This window comes from Streptomyces sp. NPDC047042 (assembly GCF_040644035.1).
GTDB lineage: Bacteria > Actinomycetota > Actinomycetes > Streptomycetales > Streptomycetaceae > Streptomyces.
Map to the genome: position 1 here is coordinate 53,022 of NZ_JBEYVP010000026.1, position 16,758 is coordinate 69,779.

Sequence of the window (16,758 nt, forward strand, 5' to 3'; positions counted from 1 at the left end):
GAGAGAGTGTCAACCGGCAATCTAGACAAGGTTGTTGATGTTGGCGAGAGCTGTGACGCCGCAATGACGGATCACTTGCGAATCAGTCGTGGATCAGCTGGGGACGGCACCGAAGAGCCGGCCCCGGCTGCGCTCGTCGCCCCATACGGACCGGGCGTCCACGTACGGCCGCAGCAGTGCCGTGAGTGTCGCGTCCCCGCGCCCGTTCAGCTCGTGCGAGGCGACACTCCGGGCGATTCCGGCGAGGAAATCGGCCAGTTGGACCCGGGTGTCGTCCCGTGCGACGACGAGCCGCAGGCCGCCGATGCGGGCGGTGTCCTTGAGCCACTCGATGCGCTCCTCCGTCAGCGTGTTCTGCCGGTCGTGCACCAGCACGACGGCCCGGCCGCCGCCGCGCCAGTAGGCGGCGGTCTGCAGGATCGCCGGCAGCAGCGGATTCAGTAGGGGGATCAGGGAGGGGGCCGCGAGCAGCCGGGCCCGGTGGTCCGCGGCACGGGAGCGGGCGCCCCCGAGCAGCTTCAGCACGTCCGCCGCGTCCGGGGCACGCGGCTCCGGTGTCCGCTCGGCCAACGCGTCCACCGCGCGGAAGAACGCCTCGACGGGCGCCCCGGGACCGGCGCCGGCCTCGGCGCGTACCCAGAGCAGGGCGTTCGCGGCCGTCAGGAACCGCGTCCAGAGCTCGGTGCCGAAGACGTCCGCGCCCGCCCGGCAGAGGGGGACGGCGCCCGTCGGGTCGCCGAGGAGCAGGTCGACGACCCGCTCCACCATGAAGAAGGTCTTCTCCGTGAGATGGACGTAGGCGCGACCGTGCAGTGGACCCGAGGGCGCGAGCAGCCACTCGAGGACGGCCCGGTGCTTCTCCCGCAGCAGATGGTTCGCCTTGTACTCCTCGGCGGGCGACCGGATCCGGTCGCGGATCTCCCGGATGGCCGCCGCCGCGCACTCCATGGGCACATCCACACTGGCGTGCGCGAAGACATCGGTGTTCCCGCCGGTCAGGTTCTCGCCGTCCGACCCCGATTCGTCGCAGGCGATCTCGACGTGCGTGTGCTGCCGGGTCACACAGGTCAGCATCCCGCAGGGCGACCGGAAGGGCATCTGATTATCGGGTGAGCGCCGGCGCCTACACTCCCGCTTATGGACGACACCAGCAACCTGGACCGGCTCGGCGCGGGCAAGTACCTCCTGATCACCAGCTTCCGCAAGAACGGCACGTCCGTCGCCACCCCGGTCTGGGTGGTGCGGGACGGGGACGCCCTCGGCGCCTGGTCGGCGGCGGACGCCTGGAAGGTGAAGCGGATCCGCAACCGGGCGGACATCCTCGTCGGCCCCTGCGACGCCCGCGGCAACCCGACCGGCGACTCGGTCCCCGCCACGGCCACGATCCTCGACCAGCCCGCGACCGACGCCTACCGGCAGCTCATCGCCCGCAAGTACAGCGTGCTGGGCCGGCTCACCCTGCTCGGCAGCCGGCTGCGGCGCGGAAAGTCGGGCACGGTCGGCATCCGGATCACCCTCGTCTAGAAACAGCCGAAGGTGGGACCCGCCCCCGCAGGGGCAGAGGTCCCACCTTCAGCCACGTGCAAGGGAGTTCACGCCCTACGACGCGTCGAGCACCGTCCCGGTGAACTCCGGACCCGGGATCGGGTCCCCGGTCTCGTCGTCGTATTCGATCTGCCGCAACCGCAGCGTCCTGGCGGGCTCGGCGACGGTGTCCGCGACGGTCGGGACACTCACCTCCGCGCTCAGCGAGCCCGGCGGGACGGTCCCCCACAGAGCGAGCCCGTCGATCGAGGACAACGGCCGCGACGGCAGCGGTGACTCACCGGACACCTCCATCAGCCACGCCGGGTCGACGTCCGTGGTGGACAGTTCCGTGCCACCGGTGACCGGCAGGATCTCCAGGATCGTGTTCATCTCGGTGCGGGACGGCGCCGACAGGGTCCCGCGCCAGGTGAGCCGCTGCCCCTCGGTGACCCGGTCCGCGACCGGGGTGACGGTGACCTTGGGCTTGGGGTCGTCGTTCGTGACGGTCACCCCGCCGGTGTACGAGCCGATGACCGTACCGCGCACCGCCTTCACCATCACATACATCCACGACTCGTAGTCGTAGAGTGTGTCGCCCTTGACCGTCACCGGCACGTCGATGCCCTGGTGGCCCGGACGCACCGTCACCAGTCGGCTCGTCATGGTCTCCGTCCCGGCGGGCAGGACGTACACCCGGACCGTGCCACTGCCCCGGCCGGCGAGCCGGACCGGCACCCGGTAGGTGCGGGAGCCGGAGTCGCCCTCCTTCACGGTGAGCCGTCCGATGTCCACGCGCGGCAGCGCGGCGGCGCGTACCGCCGGGGTGCCGGGGCGCCAGCCCCAGGTGTCGATCAGCCAGGCCTGCCCCGCACGGCTGCGCGGAGTCAGCTCCACGCTCCGCACCTTGCGCAGGTCGAGGCCGGCCCGGGCGGCGGCGGACAGCGGTACGCGGACCTCCCGCGCCCAGTACGAGGCCGTCCGCGGACTGCCGGGCAGCCCGTCGACGCGGACCCGGCCGAGCGTGGCGTGCTTGCCGGCGGTGTCGGTGACGGACACGTCGAGCTGAGTGCCGGTGGTGTTGGGCGGCACGAAGACGCGCAGGGCGAGAGCCTTGGCGCCGCCGAGGGAGACCGGACGGCCGGGAGTGACCCGTACCGCGCCGCCCGGCTGCGACCACTTGAAGGTGATCGCACGGCGGCCCACCTCGCGCGGCGGCATCCAGCTCGCGAAGTGCGGGGACTGAGCTGCCTCCGGGGCCAGACACCTGACCGAGGGGCGGTCGTCCACCGCCGAGCAGAGCCGCCCGCCGCCGCCCTGCACGGTCACCGCGCCGTCCGGCAGGATGCCGGCGGAACGGTTCCCGCCCACCGCGTGCGTGAGGACGCGCGCCGGGTCGGCGGACGGCGCCCGCCGGCCGGAGCCGTCGAGCAGCGGACGCACGCGGTCGTCGCCCGCGACGAACAGCCTGGCCGCAGCCGCGATGTAGGAGGAGCCCGCCCTGTGCTGCTGGTCGGGGGTCAGCCGGGTCCGGGTGCCCACGTCGCACACCGGGTCCCGCTCGTCCGGGTCCGACCCGAAGTCGTCGTCCGCCGGCGCCTGCGCCTGCCCCGGCGTCCACTCGGTGTTGAAGTAGTTGTGGTTGGCGCCGATCACGTACACCGCGCTGTGCAGGGCGGTACCGCGGCTGATCCCACGGGTGCCGTCCACGGCCACCTCGCCCTGCAGATCGGACACATCGCCGTCACAGCCCGGGAGAATCGTCATCGACGGCACATCGGCCACCGGGTTCTGCCCGAAGATCGTCGGGCCGATGAGGACCGTGCCCCGGATGTTCCAGCGCACCGGCCCGTGGTACCCGTCCTGGTCGGCCGGCGGCCGGTACAGGCTGTCCATCGCGGCGCGGTTCACGCCCTCGCCGCCCCGCGAGTGACCCACCAGCAGTACCCGCGAGAGGTCGGCCGGCGGTGCGCCGCGCACGATCGCGGGCGCCGAGGTCCGGTTCGCCGCCCACTGCGCCCAGTGGGCGAGATGCTGCCGTACGAGGGAGGAGCGGGCCTTGGCCCCGGCGTCCTCGAGCGCCCCGTCCTGGGCGTTGATGCCGTTGGCGGAGATCGACACCGTCACATACCCCTGCGACGCCAGGAGTTTCTGGTCGCGCAGATAACCCCGGTAGCTCGGTATCTGCTTCTCGCCGGCCGGGCACGGCCACTCGCCGCTGATCTCGTCGGTGCCGGGCTTGTAGCAGGTGGAGTGTCGTCCGTGCAGGAACAGCGCGAGAGGCCTGCGGCCGGTGGTCCCGGTCGGCGCGACCACCACGGCCTTCATCTCCACCGGCACGCGCATCTCGGGCAGTTTCACCGAGTTGAGCGTGTACTCGCCCGAGACCGTACGGTACGAGCCCGGCTTGCCGGGGTCGACCGCGCCTGCCGGTTCGAGGGCGGGCAGCGTGACCGGCGCGCGTCGTGCGCCCGCAGCCGTCCCCGGTGCGGCCGCGTCCAACCGGCGCCCGCCGGCGTGCACTTGGAGGTCCCCGAACGCCCTGGCCCCCCTGAGGCCGCCGGCCTTCAGCGCGTCTTCCACCGGGAGCCGGAAGGTCCGGCCGTCCTTGGCGGCCAGGGGCCGGCCGAGCAGTCGGTCGCCCGCGTAGAACTCGACGCGCGCGTCACCCATGGGTACCGGACTGTCGGAACGCCACACGAGCTGCCGCTGCTCACCGGCACCGGTGAACGTCCAGCCCGAGGGGAGCTGTTCGTCGGCCGCCGCCGCGGACCGGGTCGGCTGCTGCGCCTGCGCCCCATATGGTGATCCCGCCACCACCGCGAGTACCGCCGCAGCGGTGACCCATATTCGCCGGGCACGTAGCAATGGTCTCCTCCTCCTGGCCCTTGCTCAGGAGCCCCGGTCTCCCGACGGCCCCACTCGCCCCGGAGGACGGGATCGGAGACCTGTGGGTTGCCTGTGGAGGAGTATCAATGAGGGTGCGTGCCAAGGGGGTTGGCGAAGCCGGGACGGGACCGAGGGTCAGAGCCAGGCGCGGTACGGCTCGTCGAGGAGCTGGAACACCGGCTCGCCGCGTACGGGGTCCTTCGCGGTGGACAGCCGGACCCGGTCCCCGCTGTGGATGCCGACCGCGGGGCCCATCACCCGGCCGCGTACGACGAAGCCCTCGGCCATCTCGACCAGGGACACATTGCGCGCGGCCGGGGTGTTCCGGTTGACGACCGTGGCGTGCCGGACGGTGCCGACGCCCTCGCTGCGCTCCGTACGCAGATCGCTGCCCGCGCAGACCGGGCAGAGCAGCCGGTGGTACATCGCGGTGCCGCACCAGCCGCAGCGCTGGAAGACCAGGGTGTTCGTGTCGTCCGGAGCGTCGAGCAGGCCGGTGGCGGAGCCGCCGGGCATCGGACGAGTGGCGCCTAGTGAGTGGTACACGGTGTCGTCTCCCTGCGCTCGGCCTGCTCCGAAGCGCGCGGTTCGCTGTGCCACCGCGCACAGCCTCAGCGTATGGCACTGAGTGTCATGCGTAAAGGAACTGCGTACCCTCAATTTTCGGACGGGCCCATCACCGGACCGGACCGGCCGGCCGGAGTCGTGAGCGCGGACTCGATCTCCTGCACGACCCGCCACATGGGTGCCCCGCGCCGGGAGACGACGACCACCACGTCCTCGGGCTCGTCCCGGCCGGGGGGCGCGGGCGGGGTGCCGAACGCGGCCCGCACATAGTCGAGGGCATGGTCGAAGGCCGCGGTCGCGTCGCCCTCCCCGTCCGAGCGCAGCCACGAGCGCAGCGCGTTGTTGTGGGCCGCGACGACGGCCGCCGCGATCACGTCGGCCTGCAGCGTCCCGTCGGCCCGGCCGGCGAAACGCCCGCGCAGATACGCGGCCAGGGCCCGCTCGTACCGCCAGACCACCGAGAGCTCGGAGGCGCGCAGCCCCGGGACCTTCTTGGTGAGGCGGTAGCGCTGGACGGAGAAGGCCGGGCTCTCCGCGTACATGAGCAGCACCATGCGGGCCGCGGCGCAGACCCGCCCGACCGGTTCCACGTCCTCGGCGCTGTCGGCGAGGTAGGCCGTCATGTCAGCCAGGCACCGCTCGTGGTCGGGGAAGACCACGTCCTCCTTCGAGGGGAAGTAGCGGAAGAAGGACCGCCGCCCGACCCCGGCCAGCGCCACGATGTCGTCCACGGTCGTCTGCTCGTAGCCCCGCTCCAGGAACAACTGGAAGGCCGCCGCGACCAGGGCGTCCCGCATGGGCGGTTTGGTCATGAACGGGAAACTAGCATCCGCACGAGGCCGATGGCACTCAGTGCGCTCTGAATGGGGAACGGAGTGCACTCCCTGTCCGGTCGACGGTTCACGCGAGGGTGACCTCCACCGGCAGCTGCTTGATCCCGTTGACGAAGTTCGAGCGCACCCGGGGGACGTCCCCGACCAGCCGGATGTCCGCGAGGCGCGGGATCAGCTCCTCGAACATGATCCGTATCTCGGTGCGGGCCAGCAGATTGCCCAGGCACAGATGCGGACTGCCCTTGCCGAAGGTGACGTGGTCGTTGTCCGCGCGGGTGACGTCGAAGTCGTACGGATTGCCGAAGACCGTCTCGTCGCGGTTGCCGGAGGCGTACCACATGACGACCTTGTCGCCCTCCCTGACCCGCTTGCCGCCCAGTTCGACGTCCCGGGTCGCGGTGCGCCGGAAGTGGTAGACGGGGGAGGCCCACCGCAGGAATTCCTCGACCGCCGCCGGGATCAGGGACGGGTCGTCCTTCAGCCGGGCGAGCTGCTCGGGGTGCTCGAGGAGGGCCAGCATGGAGTGGGTGATGGTGTGCCGGGTCGTCTCGTTGCCGGCGACGACCAGGAGCAGGAAGTAGTTGTCGAAGTCCTGCGCGGACAGCGGCACTCCGTCGCGCGGGACGGTGTTGACGAGCTGGGAGACGAGGTCCGTACCCTCACCGCCGCGTCGCTGCCGGGCCAACTCCCGTCCGTACTCGAAGACTTCGAGGGACGCGGGGGAACGGAAGGGCAGATCCCGGTACTTCTCGCTCTCCGCGCTGTTCAGCAGGACGTCGGCGTAGTCGGGGTCGGTGTTGCCGATGATCCGGTTGCCCCAGTCGATGAGCTGCTGGTTGTCCTCCGGCGGGACGTCGAGCAGCCGGGCCAGGACGTTGATGGGGAAGTCGGCGGAGACCTCCTTGACGAAGTCGAAACTCCCTTTCGCCAGCGCCGCGTCCAGGGTCTGCGCGGTGAGCCCGCGCAGGAAGTCCGTGTAGCTGTTGATGACACCGGCGCCGAACTGCCGCTGGATCACGCTGCGCAGAGCCCGGTGCCGCACCCCGTCGAGCTCCAGGATGGATGCCCGCTTCTTGATCTGGTCCTCGTCGACCTCCTCGAGGTTGACGAACCTGGTGGAGGTGAACGTCTCCGCGTCACGGTCGACGCGCGCGATGTCCGCGTGCCGGGTCACCGCCCAGAACCCGGAGTTGGGCGCCTCCTCCGGCTGCCAGTGCACGGGGTCCTCGTGGCGGAGGGTGTGGAACATCCGCCAGGGCGTCACCCCGTCGGTGAAGTTGTCCAGGTCGGCGAGGTCGACGGCGTCGAGCGGGAGCGGCTCATGGGCGGCCGGGGAGGGGAGGGTCTCGGTCATCGAAGGCTCCGGGAGGTCGTGCGGAGGAGATCGGGGGCAGGGGCGGTCGGAGGCTGGGTCGATCGGAGGGGGGATCAGAGGTGGTACGCGTACTCGGTGAACTCCCAGTCCGTGACATGCCGTCCGAAGCGCTCGACCTCGTTGCGCTTGTACGCGAGGAACGAGGTGACGAAGTCCTTGCCGAGCACCTCGGTGAGCGCGGTGTCCGCCTCCAGGGCGTCGAGGGCGGCCGGCAGGCTCATCGGCAGCACGGCGGACCTGTCCGTGTCGTAGCCGTAGCCCTCCAGCGGCGCAGACGGCTCCGCACCGGCCAGCACACCTAGCAGCACGGCGGCCACGGCACCGGCGATCGCGAGATACGGGTTGGCGCCGGCGTCGCCGAGCCGCAGTTCGAGCCGGGCACCGGACCCGCGCTCCGGGGGGACCCGGACCATGGCGCTGCGGTTGTCGAGCCCCCAGTCGATCAGCCAGGGCGCGAGGGTGTCAGGACCGAAGCGCTTGTACGAGTTGACGGTCGGGTTGAGCAGCGCGGCCAGGGCGGGCGCGTGGGCGAGGAGACCGGCCGCCGCGTGCCGTGCCGTGGCGGAGAGCCCGTACGGGCCCGACGGGTCGTCGAAGAGGTTGCGCCCGCCGTCGTCACCCTCGGTCGGTGAGTCGCAGGACAGATGGAGGTGGAAGCCGGAGCCGCCCGCGTCGTTGAAGGGCTTCGCCATGAAGGTCGCGAGGCGGCCCTCCCTGCGGGCCAGCTCCTTGATCGCCGCCTTGAAACGGAAGGCGCGGTCGGCCGCCGACATGGCCTCCGAGTGCAGCAGGTTGATCTCGAACTGTCCGCCGTCGAACTCGTGATTGCCGCTGAGCACGCCGAGGTTCAGATCGCGTACGTGGCGCAGGGTCCGCAGGAGATGGTTGTCGGGGTCGGCGCGCAGGCCGGCCGTGTAGACGGCACCCGGCTCCTGGTTGTACCGCCGCCAGCCGCTCGCGCCCTCCGGCGCGGGGTCGCACAGGAAGTACTCCAGTTCGGGCCCGACGACGGGCCGCAGCCCGTGCTCGGCGCAGCGGTCGAGGACCGCGCGGAGCAGATCGCGGGGCGATTCGGGCGCCGGTGAGCCCGTCGCCGGGTCGACGACGTCCCCGAGACAGACCGCGACGCCGGGCTCCCAGGGCAGGGCGACCAGGGTGGACAGATCGGGCCGTACGCAGATGTCGGGCAGGCCCGCGTCCAGGCCGCCGCCGACCGGGACGACGTCGCCCTGCGGGCTGGTGTGGTAGACGGCCCGGCAGAAGGCGAGCCCGTGTTCGCAGGCCCGCGGCAGCTCGTCGACGAGCACGTCACGGGCGCGGTCGGTGCCGATGAGGTCCGGATACACCACCCGGACCACGTCGATCCCCTCGGCGGTGAGCCGCTCGATGTGCCGGCGGACTTCTGGAAGGTCGGTTGCGCTCACCGTTGTCTCCTCGGGCGGACGTCGGGCACCCCCGGAACGGGGGACCGGCAGGCGGGTGGCGTGGGGAGTACGGCCGGGGCGCTCGGTGCGGGCGGACATCCCGGGCTCGTTGTTTGATGCCAAACGGTATGGAGGAGTGGTCCGCCCCGCAAGGGGATCGGGAAAGAATTTATCCATCCGGATAGCTATTGACCAGACTCCGGCCGCTTCCTATCTTGTTTGAAGCCAAACGAATTAGGACCCCGTTCCGACGCCCTCACCACCAGGAGGACCGGCCATGAAGGTCGTCGTCGACATGAACAAGTGCCAGGACCACGGCCAGTGCGTCTTCGCGGCACCCGACGTCTTCTCGATGGACGACGACGGCCATCTGATCCACGTCTCCGACCCCGGCGACGCGCTGCGCGACGAGGTCGAGGAGGCCGCGGACGTCTGCCCGCTCCAGGCCATCCGGATCGAGGACTGACATGACCGACGAGGCGGACGCGCCCGCCGGGCGCGTGCTCGTCGTGGGCGCGTCCATGGCCGGACTGCGCGCCGCCGAGCAGCTGAGAGCGGCCGGCTGGACAGGGGCTGTCACGGTCGTCGGCGACGAGCCGCACATGCCCTACAACCGCCCCCCGCTGTCCAAGGAGGTGCTGGCCGGCAAGGCGCCCTTCGACTCCCTCCACTTCACCCCGAAGGCCTCGACCGCCGACGTCGAGTGGCGCCTCGGCACGAAGGCCGTCGCGGCCCGCTTCGACGAGCGGGCCGTCGACCTCGACGACGGCTCGACCCTCTCGTACGACGGTCTGATCGTCGCCACCGGAACGCGCCCCCGGCGCCTGCGCTGCCCCGGCCCGCAGGCCGGCCGCCACACCGTACGCACCCTCGCCGACGCCCATGCCCTGCGCGACGAGCTGACCCGGCCCGGCGTCAGGGTCGTCGTGGTCGGCGCCGGATTCATCGGCTGCGAGGTGGCCGCCACGGCCCTCGGGCTCGGCGTCGCCGAGGTCACCGTCGTCGACCCGCTGCCCCTGCCCATGGTGGGACCCCTCGGTGAGTTCCTCGCCCGCGCGCTGCTCATGCGGCACCAGGAACGCGGGGTGCGCTTCGCGCTCGGTACGGCGGTCGCCGGGTTCGAGGGCGACGACCGGGTCACCGGCGTCGTCCTCGGCGACGGTACGGTCCTGGCGGCCGATGTCGTCGTGGAGTCGGTCGGTTCCGTCGCCAACGTCGAGTGGCTGAATGGCAACGGGGTCGACCTCGGCGACGGCGTGCTCACCGACGAGTGGCTCAGGGTGGGCGGGCGCCCGGAGATCGTCGCGGTCGGAGACGTGGCCCGCTTCCCCAACGCCCGCTACGACGGCGTACCCCGCCGGGTCGAGCACTGGTCGATCCCGACGGACACCGCGAAACACGCGGCGAGGTCGCTGGCCGCTCATCTGACGGGCAGGGAGGGGGAGTTGGCGCCCTTCGCGCCGCTGCCCACCTTCTGGAGCGACCAGCACGACTTCCGGCTCCAGTCCTTCGGGTCGCCCGTCCTCGGCCTCGACGACGTACGCGTCCTGGACGGCGAACCGGAGGGAGACCTCCTCGTCGGCTACTACGCCGATGACCGGCTCGTCGGTGTCGTCGCCCTCGGGGGACACGCCATGGCGACCAAGGCCGCCCGGTATCGCGCCGAACTGCTCGAGCAGCCCGCCCTCTTCGTCCAAGGAGCCGCCAAGTGACCAGTCCCCGTGGGTTCTTCCACCCCAAGACGGCGAGCGGTACCTCGTCGCTCATCCCCGCGCCGCCCTGGCGCTACTCGGGCGACCTGCTGACGATCGAGTACCGCACGGACCCCTCGCGGGTGCGTGAACTCCTGCCCCAGCCACTGGAGTTGGCCGACGAGGATCCCGGCGCCGTGGCCCTCATCTGGGCCGACTGGCAGTCCTGCTCGGGTACGGGGGACGAGCTGCTGGATCCCGTGCGGGGCCAGTACAAGGAGGCGTTCGCGGTCGTCCGCTGCACATACCGGGGCGAGACGTACTCGCGGTGCGTCTACATCTGGGTCGACAAGGACTTCGCGATCGCTCGCGGGCTGCACCAGGGGTATCCGAAGAAGCTGGGGTCGATTCACCAGACGCGGCCCCATCCGTACGGGCCCGCTCCGCGGATCGAGGCGGGGGCTCGGTTCGGGGCGACCTTGGCGGCGGCGGACCGGCGGTTGGCGCAGGCCGTGGTGACTTTGCGGGAGCCTTCGGCGACGAACGGGTTCGTGAACGGGTATCCGATGGCTCATCATCGCTGGCTGCCGTCCATCGAGAGCGGCAAGGGGTTGGCTCTGGACGAGCTGATCGAGTCGGGGGCGGCGTCGTTCGAGGGTGGGCAGGCGTGGGTGGGGGACGCGTCGCTGGAGTTGTTCGACGCGCCTACGGAGGAGCTGGCTCGGCTGGAGGTTCGTGAGCCTATTGCCGCGTATTTTCGGCAGGTTGGCGTGGTTTGGGATGGTGGGCGACTTCTGGAGTCGGGGACGTCGGGGGTGGGTGCCTCTTGATGTTCGTGGGTCTGTGCGGGTGGTGCGTGGCTGGTCGCGCAGTTCCCCGCGCCCCTAGAAGCAGGTCGGATTGCCCCAACTTCGTTCAATAGGAGCCGTTCTCATGTCGGACAAGATTGTTGTCGCCGGAGTTGGTGTCGATACTCGGCACTGGATCGGTGGTGAGCGCGTCGCATCCGCCGCCACCTTCACCGATATCTCGCCCATCGATGGACGTGTTCTCGGGGAGATTGCTCGTGGTGGGCCCGCCGAGGCGGACGCGGCTGTTGCCGCTGCCAAGGCGGCCTTTCCCGGCTGGGCCGCGACCTCGCGTGTTCAGCGGGCCCGGCTTCTGCATGCCGTCGCCGACGGTGTCGAGAAGCGGATCGAGGAGTTGGCGGTCGTCGAGACCAACGACAACGGTGCGTTGCTCCGCTCGCACCGTCGGGGTGTGATGCCCCGGGTCGCGCACAACTTCCGGTTCTTCGCCGACTGGTTGCTGAAGCTGGACCACGAGGACTTCGAGACACGCGGCCACAAGAACCATGTCTCCTGGGACCCGGCGGGCCCGAGCGTCCTGATCACCCCGTGGAACGCGCCCCTGATGCTGGCCACCTGGAAGGTCGCCCCGGCGCTCGCCGCCGGCAACACGGTGGTCCTCAAGCCCGCCGAGTGGTCCCCGCTCACCGCGTCCCTGCTGGCCGACATCGCCGCCGAGGCGGGACTGCCCGCCGGGGTGCTGAACGTCGTCCAGGGCTACGGTTCCGAGATCGGCGACGCCCTCACCTCGCACCCGGACGTACGCCGGATCAGCTTCACCGGGTCTGTACCGACCGCCCGGCGCATCGCCGCCTCCGCCGCCGCCAACCTCACCCCGCTCAGCCTCGAACTCGGTGGAAAGTCCCCGCTGTTGGTGTTCGCCGACGCCGATCTGGAACTGGCCGTCGACCTCGCCGTGGAGCAGTACGACAACGCCGGCCAGGTGTGTCTGGCCGCGACCCGCATCCTCGTCGAGGAGTCGATCGCCGACGAGTTCACCCGACGATTCATCGACAAGACGACACGGCTGACGCAGGGCGATCCGCGCGACGAGGCCACCGATCTGGGCCCCAACATCCACCCCCGTCAGCTGGAGAAGATCGACGGGTTCGTGCAGCGGGCCCTCGCCGCCGGGGCGCGGGCGGTGATCGGCGGGCATCCTGCGGAGGGCGGCGGGCAGTACTACGCGCCGACCCTGCTCACCGATGTCGCCCAGGACTCGGAGATCGTCCAGGAGGAGGTCTTCGGGCCCGTCCTCACCCTCCAGACCTTCACCGACGAGGACGAGGCCGTCCACCTGGCCAACGACACCCGGTTCGGGCTCGCCGCGACCCTCGCCACCGGTGACCCCGACCGCGCCGAACGCGTCACCGCGCGGCTCGTCGCGGGCACGATCTGGGTCAACTGCTTCTTCGTACGCGACCTCCAGGCGCCCTTCGGAGGCTCCCGCCTCTCCGGGGTGGGCCGCGAGGGCGGTACCTGGAGCTTCGACTTCTACTGCGACGTCAAGAACACCGTCACCGCGCCGAACGGATGGAACAACCATGGGTGAGATCGTCGGGGCGGGTCTGCTCGCCCACGTGCCCACCATCGTGCTGCCGAAGGCCGACCGGCTGGAGCTGAACGAGGGCAGGGAGATCACCCTCGTCACCGGCCTCCAGCAGCTCAGGAGGGACGTTTTCGAGAACGGCACCGCCGACGAGTACGACACCGTGGTCGTCCTCGACTCGCACTGGGCCACGACCGTCGAGTTCGTGGTCACCGCGCAGTCGCGCCGGGCCGGTCTCTTCACCTCCGAGGAACTGCCGCGCGGTATGTGCCGGATGCCGTACGACTACCCCGGGGACCCCGAACTCGCCCACAATATCGCCCAGTTCGCCGACAAGCACGGCACCTGGATCACTCCGATCGACGACGACCACCTGCCGGTGTACTACGCCACGATCAACCTCTGGAAGTACCTCGGCGAGGGACTGCCCGACAAGCGCTGGGTGACCATCGGGGTCTGCCAGACCGGCGACATGGAGGACCATCTGCGGCTCGGGCGGGCGCTCGCCGACGGCATCGCCGCCACACCGGGACGCCGGGTCCTCGTCATCGCCTCCGGAGCCCTCTCGCACACGTTCTGGCCGCTGCGCCAGATCCGCGACCACGAATCCAGCGACCCGTCCCACATCTTCACGCCGGAGGCCCGCGCCGCCGACGAGGAACGCATCGCCTGGTTCAAGGAGGGCCGTCACGACCGGGTCCTCGACACGATGCCCGAGTTCTGGAAGTACAGGCCCGAGGCGAAGTTCTTCCACTACCTGATGCTGGCCGGCGCCCTCGGTGAACAGGCCTGCACCGCGCCCGCCCGCCAGTACGGCGAGTACGAGAACTCCGTCGGCACCGGCCAGGTCCACCTGTGGTTCGACCGGCCCGCCGCCGGCTGGACCGCCCCCCGAACCCCCGTACAGGAGCCCTGACATGCCCGAGTACCGCCGCATCCTCCTCGACGGCGCCGCCGTCCAGGTCACCGTCGACGGGGACGAACTCGTCGCCGGTGACGGCCGCCGGGTGAAGGTGGAGGAGGCCCGGCATCTGCCTCCCGTCGTGCCCTCCAAGATCGTCGCCGTGCATCTCAACCACCGCAGCAGGGTGGACGAGTTCCAGATCCGGCTGACTCCCACCCCCACCTACTTCCACAAGCCGACCTCCGCCCTCAACTCCCACCAGGGCGCCGTCGTGCGTCCCGAGGGCTGCAAGTGGCTCAACTACGAGGGTGAGGTCGCCATCGTCATCGGGAGGACCGCGCGCAACATCTCGCCGGCGGAGGCGGGGGAGTACATCGCCGGGTACACCGTCGCCAACGACTACGGCCTGCACGACTTCCGTGACACCGACGCCGGTTCGATGCTCCGGGTCAAGGGCTCCGACACACTCTGCCCGCTCGGCCCCGGCCTGGTCACCGACTGGGACTTCCACGGCAAGTACCTGCGCACGTACGTCAACGGCGAGGTCGTGCAGGACGGTTCGACGGACGAGATGGAGTGGGACATGCACTACCTCGTCGCCGACATCGCCCGCACCATCACCCTCCACCCCGGCGACGTACTCCTCTCCGGTACGCCTGCCAACTCCCGGCCCGTCCAGCCCGGTGACGTCGTCGAGGTCGAGGTCGAGGGGCTCGGACGGCTGACCAACCACATCGTCACCGGGCCGACCCCGATCAGGACCGACGTCGGCGCGCAGCCCACCGAGTCCGAGGAGGTGCTGTCCACCGCGCTCGGCGGCGACTGGGAGTTCCGCGGCATCCGGGCGCCACGGCGTTGACCGTGGTCACGGGTAGTGTCACGGGCATGACCGAGCCCGCCGCCCCGCGCCGCCCCCGCAAGCGCGTGACCTACGGCGCCGGCCGCGAGGCCCTGCTGAACGCCGCCGTACGTGTGGTGGCCCGCGGCGGGCTCCGCAAGCTCACCTACCGGGCGGTCGCCGAGGAGGCGGGCGTCACCCACGGGCTCGTCGTGCACCACTTCGGCTCGCGCGACGCGCTGATCGAGGAGGCGCTCACCCACGCCATCCGCTCCTCCTTGACCAGCAGCGACCTCGAGACCGGCACGGGCAGCCCGGCGGACTTCTCGGCCGGCCTGACCGAGATGGTGGAGAGCGGCCCCGACCTCCAGGCATTCCAGTACGAACTGCTGCTGGAGTCCCGCCGCACGCCCGAACTGCTCCCGCACCTGCGCGCCCTGTACGAGGACGAGTACTTCGAGGCCACCCGGCGCGAGCTCGCCCAACTGCTGCCGGGGACGGTCAGCGAGGGCCTGACCCGCATGGTCTTCGCCACGCTGGAGGGCCTGGTCCTGCACCAGCTCGTGTTCGGCGAGCGCGAGATCATCGAGGACGCCCTCGACGAACTGCGGGGCGTCCTGCGGCTCCTGGCCGCCGACCGCGACGGCGAGGCCTGAGGCTTCTCCGGCCGGACCAAGCACCCCCGGCAACACCCGACGGTGCCGGAATCACCGCGCCGAGAACACCGCACTGCAAAACAGCGCCGAACCCCTTGCCAAACGGATAGTTCCACCCCACCATGAGGCAATTCGTTTGGCCTGAAACGATTACCCCTCTTCCCTTGGCAGGTGATCCGAGTGGACAGTCGAACGGTCTCCCCAGAACAGACCGCGCGGGACGCATCCACCGCAGGCAAGCTCAAGCCCAACGCCCTCGGCGTCCTGGGCATCCTCTTCCTCGTCCTGTCCGCCCAGGCGCCGCTCACCGGCATCGCCGGATCGGTCCCCATCTCCGTCGCGATCGGCAACGGCCCCGGCACGGCCGGCGCGTATGTGCTGGTCGGCGTGGTGACCCTGCTCTTCGCCGTCGGCTTCGTCACCATGGGCCGCCATGTCGTCGACGCGGGCGCCTTCTACACGTACATCGGCAAAGGGCTCGGGCGGACCGCCGGCGCAGGCAGCGCGGGCGTCGCCCTCTTCGCGTACTGCGCCATCCAGGCCGCCATGTACGGGCTGTACGGCGCCATCGTCAACGGCCTGGTCAGCGCCCATACGGGGCTCGACCTGCCGTGGTGGGTGTGGTCGCTGGCCACGATGGCCGTCGTGCAGCTGCTCGGCGCCACCGGCATCGACATGGGCGCCAGACTCCTCGCGGTCTTCGTCCTGGCCGAGTTCAGCATCCTGCTCGTCTTCAGCCTGGTCACCCTCGTCAAGGGCGGCGGGCCGGAGGGTCTCGGGATCTCGGAGACCTTCTCGCCGAGCGCGGTGACCCAGGGCGCGCCCGGCGTGGCCGTGATGTTCGCCCTCGCGTCCATGTTCGGCTTCGAGGCCACGGCGATCTATGGCGAGGAGGCACGCGAACCGAAGAAGACCGTCCCGCGGGCCACCTATCTGGCGATCGTCGTGGTCGTCGGCTTCTTCGCCCTGACCTCCTGGATGCTGGTCTCCGCGCACGGCCCCTCGACGGCCGTGGAGGCGGCGGGCAAGGCACTGGAGAGCGGCGACTCGACCGCGTTCGTCTTCGCCCCGATCGCCGCCGAGTTCGGGAACTGGGTCAACGACGTCCTGCCGGTCCTGCTGGCCACCTCCCTCTTCGCCGGCCTCCTCACCTTCCACAACTCTGCGAACCGCTATCTGTTCTCGCTCGGCCGTGACGGGCTGCTCCCCGCCCGCCTCTGTACGCTCAACAGCCGCCGCTCGCCCTGGGTGGCGGGCTGCGTGCAGACGGCCGTCGCGGTGGCCCTGGTGACTCCGTTCGCCTTCGTCGGCAAGGACCCCGTCCTGACGCTGTTCTCCTGGTTCAGCGGGGTCGCCGTCCTCGGGATGATGCTCCTGTACCTGCTGACCTCGGTGTCTGTGGTCGTCTTCTTCCGCCGCGAACGCCTCGACACGCGCTTGTGGAACACCCTGATCGCCCCCGCCCTGGCCACGGTCGCCGTCGCGGGTGCCGTCTGGCTGATCCTCGACAACTTCACCACTCTCATAGGCGGTGACAGCGACACGGCCCTGTGGCTGGAGCTGACTGTCCCGGCCGTCATGGCCCTCGGGCTCATCACCGCCCGGCTGACCCGCCCGCGCGTACCGACCGCCGACGCCTGACCGGGCCACGCGCACGCCT

At 70.7% G+C, this 16,758-nt stretch carries 15 protein-coding genes; 9 read left to right on the forward strand and 6 right to left on the reverse strand.

Features of this window, described 5'->3' with window-relative positions; genetic code table 11:
• Positions 1–93 precede the first annotated feature (93 nt).
• Positions 94–1,062: a hypothetical protein gene (locus ABZ855_RS28760; protein WP_360811669.1), complete on the reverse strand. Its 969-nt coding sequence runs from the start codon at positions 1,060–1,062 to the stop codon at positions 94–96.
• Positions 1,063–1,137: 75 nt separating this feature from the next.
• Here ABZ855_RS28760 and ABZ855_RS28765 point away from each other — a divergent pair, with 75 nt between their 5' ends.
• Complete coding sequence (locus ABZ855_RS28765; RefSeq protein WP_360811671.1) at positions 1,138–1,524, forward strand: PPOX class F420-dependent oxidoreductase; 387 nt, start codon at positions 1,138–1,140, stop codon at positions 1,522–1,524.
• 75 nt (positions 1,525–1,599) lie between these two features.
• On the opposite strand, the gene ABZ855_RS28770 is transcribed toward ABZ855_RS28765, so the two are convergent.
• The 5 genes from ABZ855_RS28770 to ABZ855_RS28790 all read right to left on the reverse strand — a co-directional run bounded on the left by ABZ855_RS28770 (position 1,600) and on the right by ABZ855_RS28790 (position 8,612).
• Positions 1,600–4,392: a hypothetical protein gene (locus tag ABZ855_RS28770; RefSeq protein WP_360811673.1), complete on the reverse strand. Its 2,793-nt coding sequence runs from the start codon at positions 4,390–4,392 to the stop codon at positions 1,600–1,602.
• A 156-nt stretch (positions 4,393–4,548) separates the two neighbouring features.
• The gene (locus tag ABZ855_RS28775) at positions 4,549–4,929 is read right to left on the reverse strand and encodes a zinc ribbon domain-containing protein (protein WP_360811838.1); all 381 of its coding nucleotides are present in this window, start codon (positions 4,927–4,929) and stop codon (positions 4,549–4,551) included.
• 140 nt (positions 4,930–5,069) lie between these two features.
• Positions 5,070–5,777, reverse strand: coding sequence for a TetR family transcriptional regulator (locus ABZ855_RS28780; protein WP_360811840.1), 708 nt, complete (start codon positions 5,775–5,777; stop codon positions 5,070–5,072).
• 103 nt (positions 5,778–5,880) lie between these two features.
• Positions 5,881–7,167, reverse strand: a complete 1,287-nt coding sequence (locus ABZ855_RS28785; RefSeq protein WP_360811675.1) for a cytochrome P450 — start codon at positions 7,165–7,167, stop codon at positions 5,881–5,883.
• 74 nt (positions 7,168–7,241) lie between these two features.
• On the reverse strand, positions 7,242–8,612 hold the full coding sequence (locus ABZ855_RS28790; protein WP_360811677.1) for a glutamine synthetase family protein: 1,371 nt from the start codon (positions 8,610–8,612) through the stop codon (positions 7,242–7,244).
• A 277-nt stretch (positions 8,613–8,889) separates the two neighbouring features.
• On the opposite strand from ABZ855_RS28790, the gene ABZ855_RS28795 reads away from it, so the two are divergent.
• The 8 genes from ABZ855_RS28795 to ABZ855_RS28830 all read left to right on the forward strand — a co-directional run bounded on the left by ABZ855_RS28795 (position 8,890) and on the right by ABZ855_RS28830 (position 16,739).
• On the forward strand, positions 8,890–9,078 hold the full coding sequence (locus ABZ855_RS28795) for a ferredoxin (protein WP_360811679.1): 189 nt from the start codon (positions 8,890–8,892) through the stop codon (positions 9,076–9,078).
• 1 nt (position 9,079) lies between these two features.
• Entirely contained in the window at positions 9,080–10,324 is a 1,245-nt protein-coding gene (locus tag ABZ855_RS28800) for an FAD-dependent oxidoreductase (RefSeq protein WP_360811681.1), read from the forward strand.
• A complete protein-coding gene (locus tag ABZ855_RS28805; protein WP_360811683.1) occupies positions 10,321–11,133 on the forward strand; it encodes an acetoacetate decarboxylase family protein in 813 nt (270 codons plus the stop codon). The genes ABZ855_RS28800 and ABZ855_RS28805 overlap by 4 nt, the downstream gene beginning before the upstream one ends.
• Positions 11,134–11,236: 103 nt before the next feature.
• A complete protein-coding gene (locus tag ABZ855_RS28810; protein ID WP_360811685.1) occupies positions 11,237–12,703 on the forward strand; it encodes an aldehyde dehydrogenase in 1,467 nt (488 codons plus the stop codon).
• Complete coding sequence (locus tag ABZ855_RS28815) at positions 12,696–13,616, forward strand: 3,4-dihydroxyphenylacetate 2,3-dioxygenase (protein ID WP_360811687.1); 921 nt, start codon at positions 12,696–12,698, stop codon at positions 13,614–13,616. Before ABZ855_RS28810 ends, ABZ855_RS28815 begins: the two co-directional genes overlap by 8 nt.
• Before the next feature lies 1 nt (position 13,617).
• A complete protein-coding gene (locus tag ABZ855_RS28820; protein WP_360811689.1) occupies positions 13,618–14,463 on the forward strand; it encodes a fumarylacetoacetate hydrolase family protein in 846 nt (281 codons plus the stop codon).
• Positions 14,464–14,489: 26 nt separating this feature from the next.
• Complete coding sequence (locus ABZ855_RS28825) at positions 14,490–15,098, forward strand: TetR family transcriptional regulator (protein ID WP_360811691.1); 609 nt, start codon at positions 14,490–14,492, stop codon at positions 15,096–15,098.
• A 180-nt stretch (positions 15,099–15,278) separates the two neighbouring features.
• Positions 15,279–16,739 (forward strand): APC family permease, encoded by a 1,461-nt coding sequence (locus tag ABZ855_RS28830; RefSeq protein WP_360811693.1) that lies wholly within the window; start codon positions 15,279–15,281, stop codon positions 16,737–16,739.
• Positions 16,740–16,758: the final 19 nt, after the last annotated feature.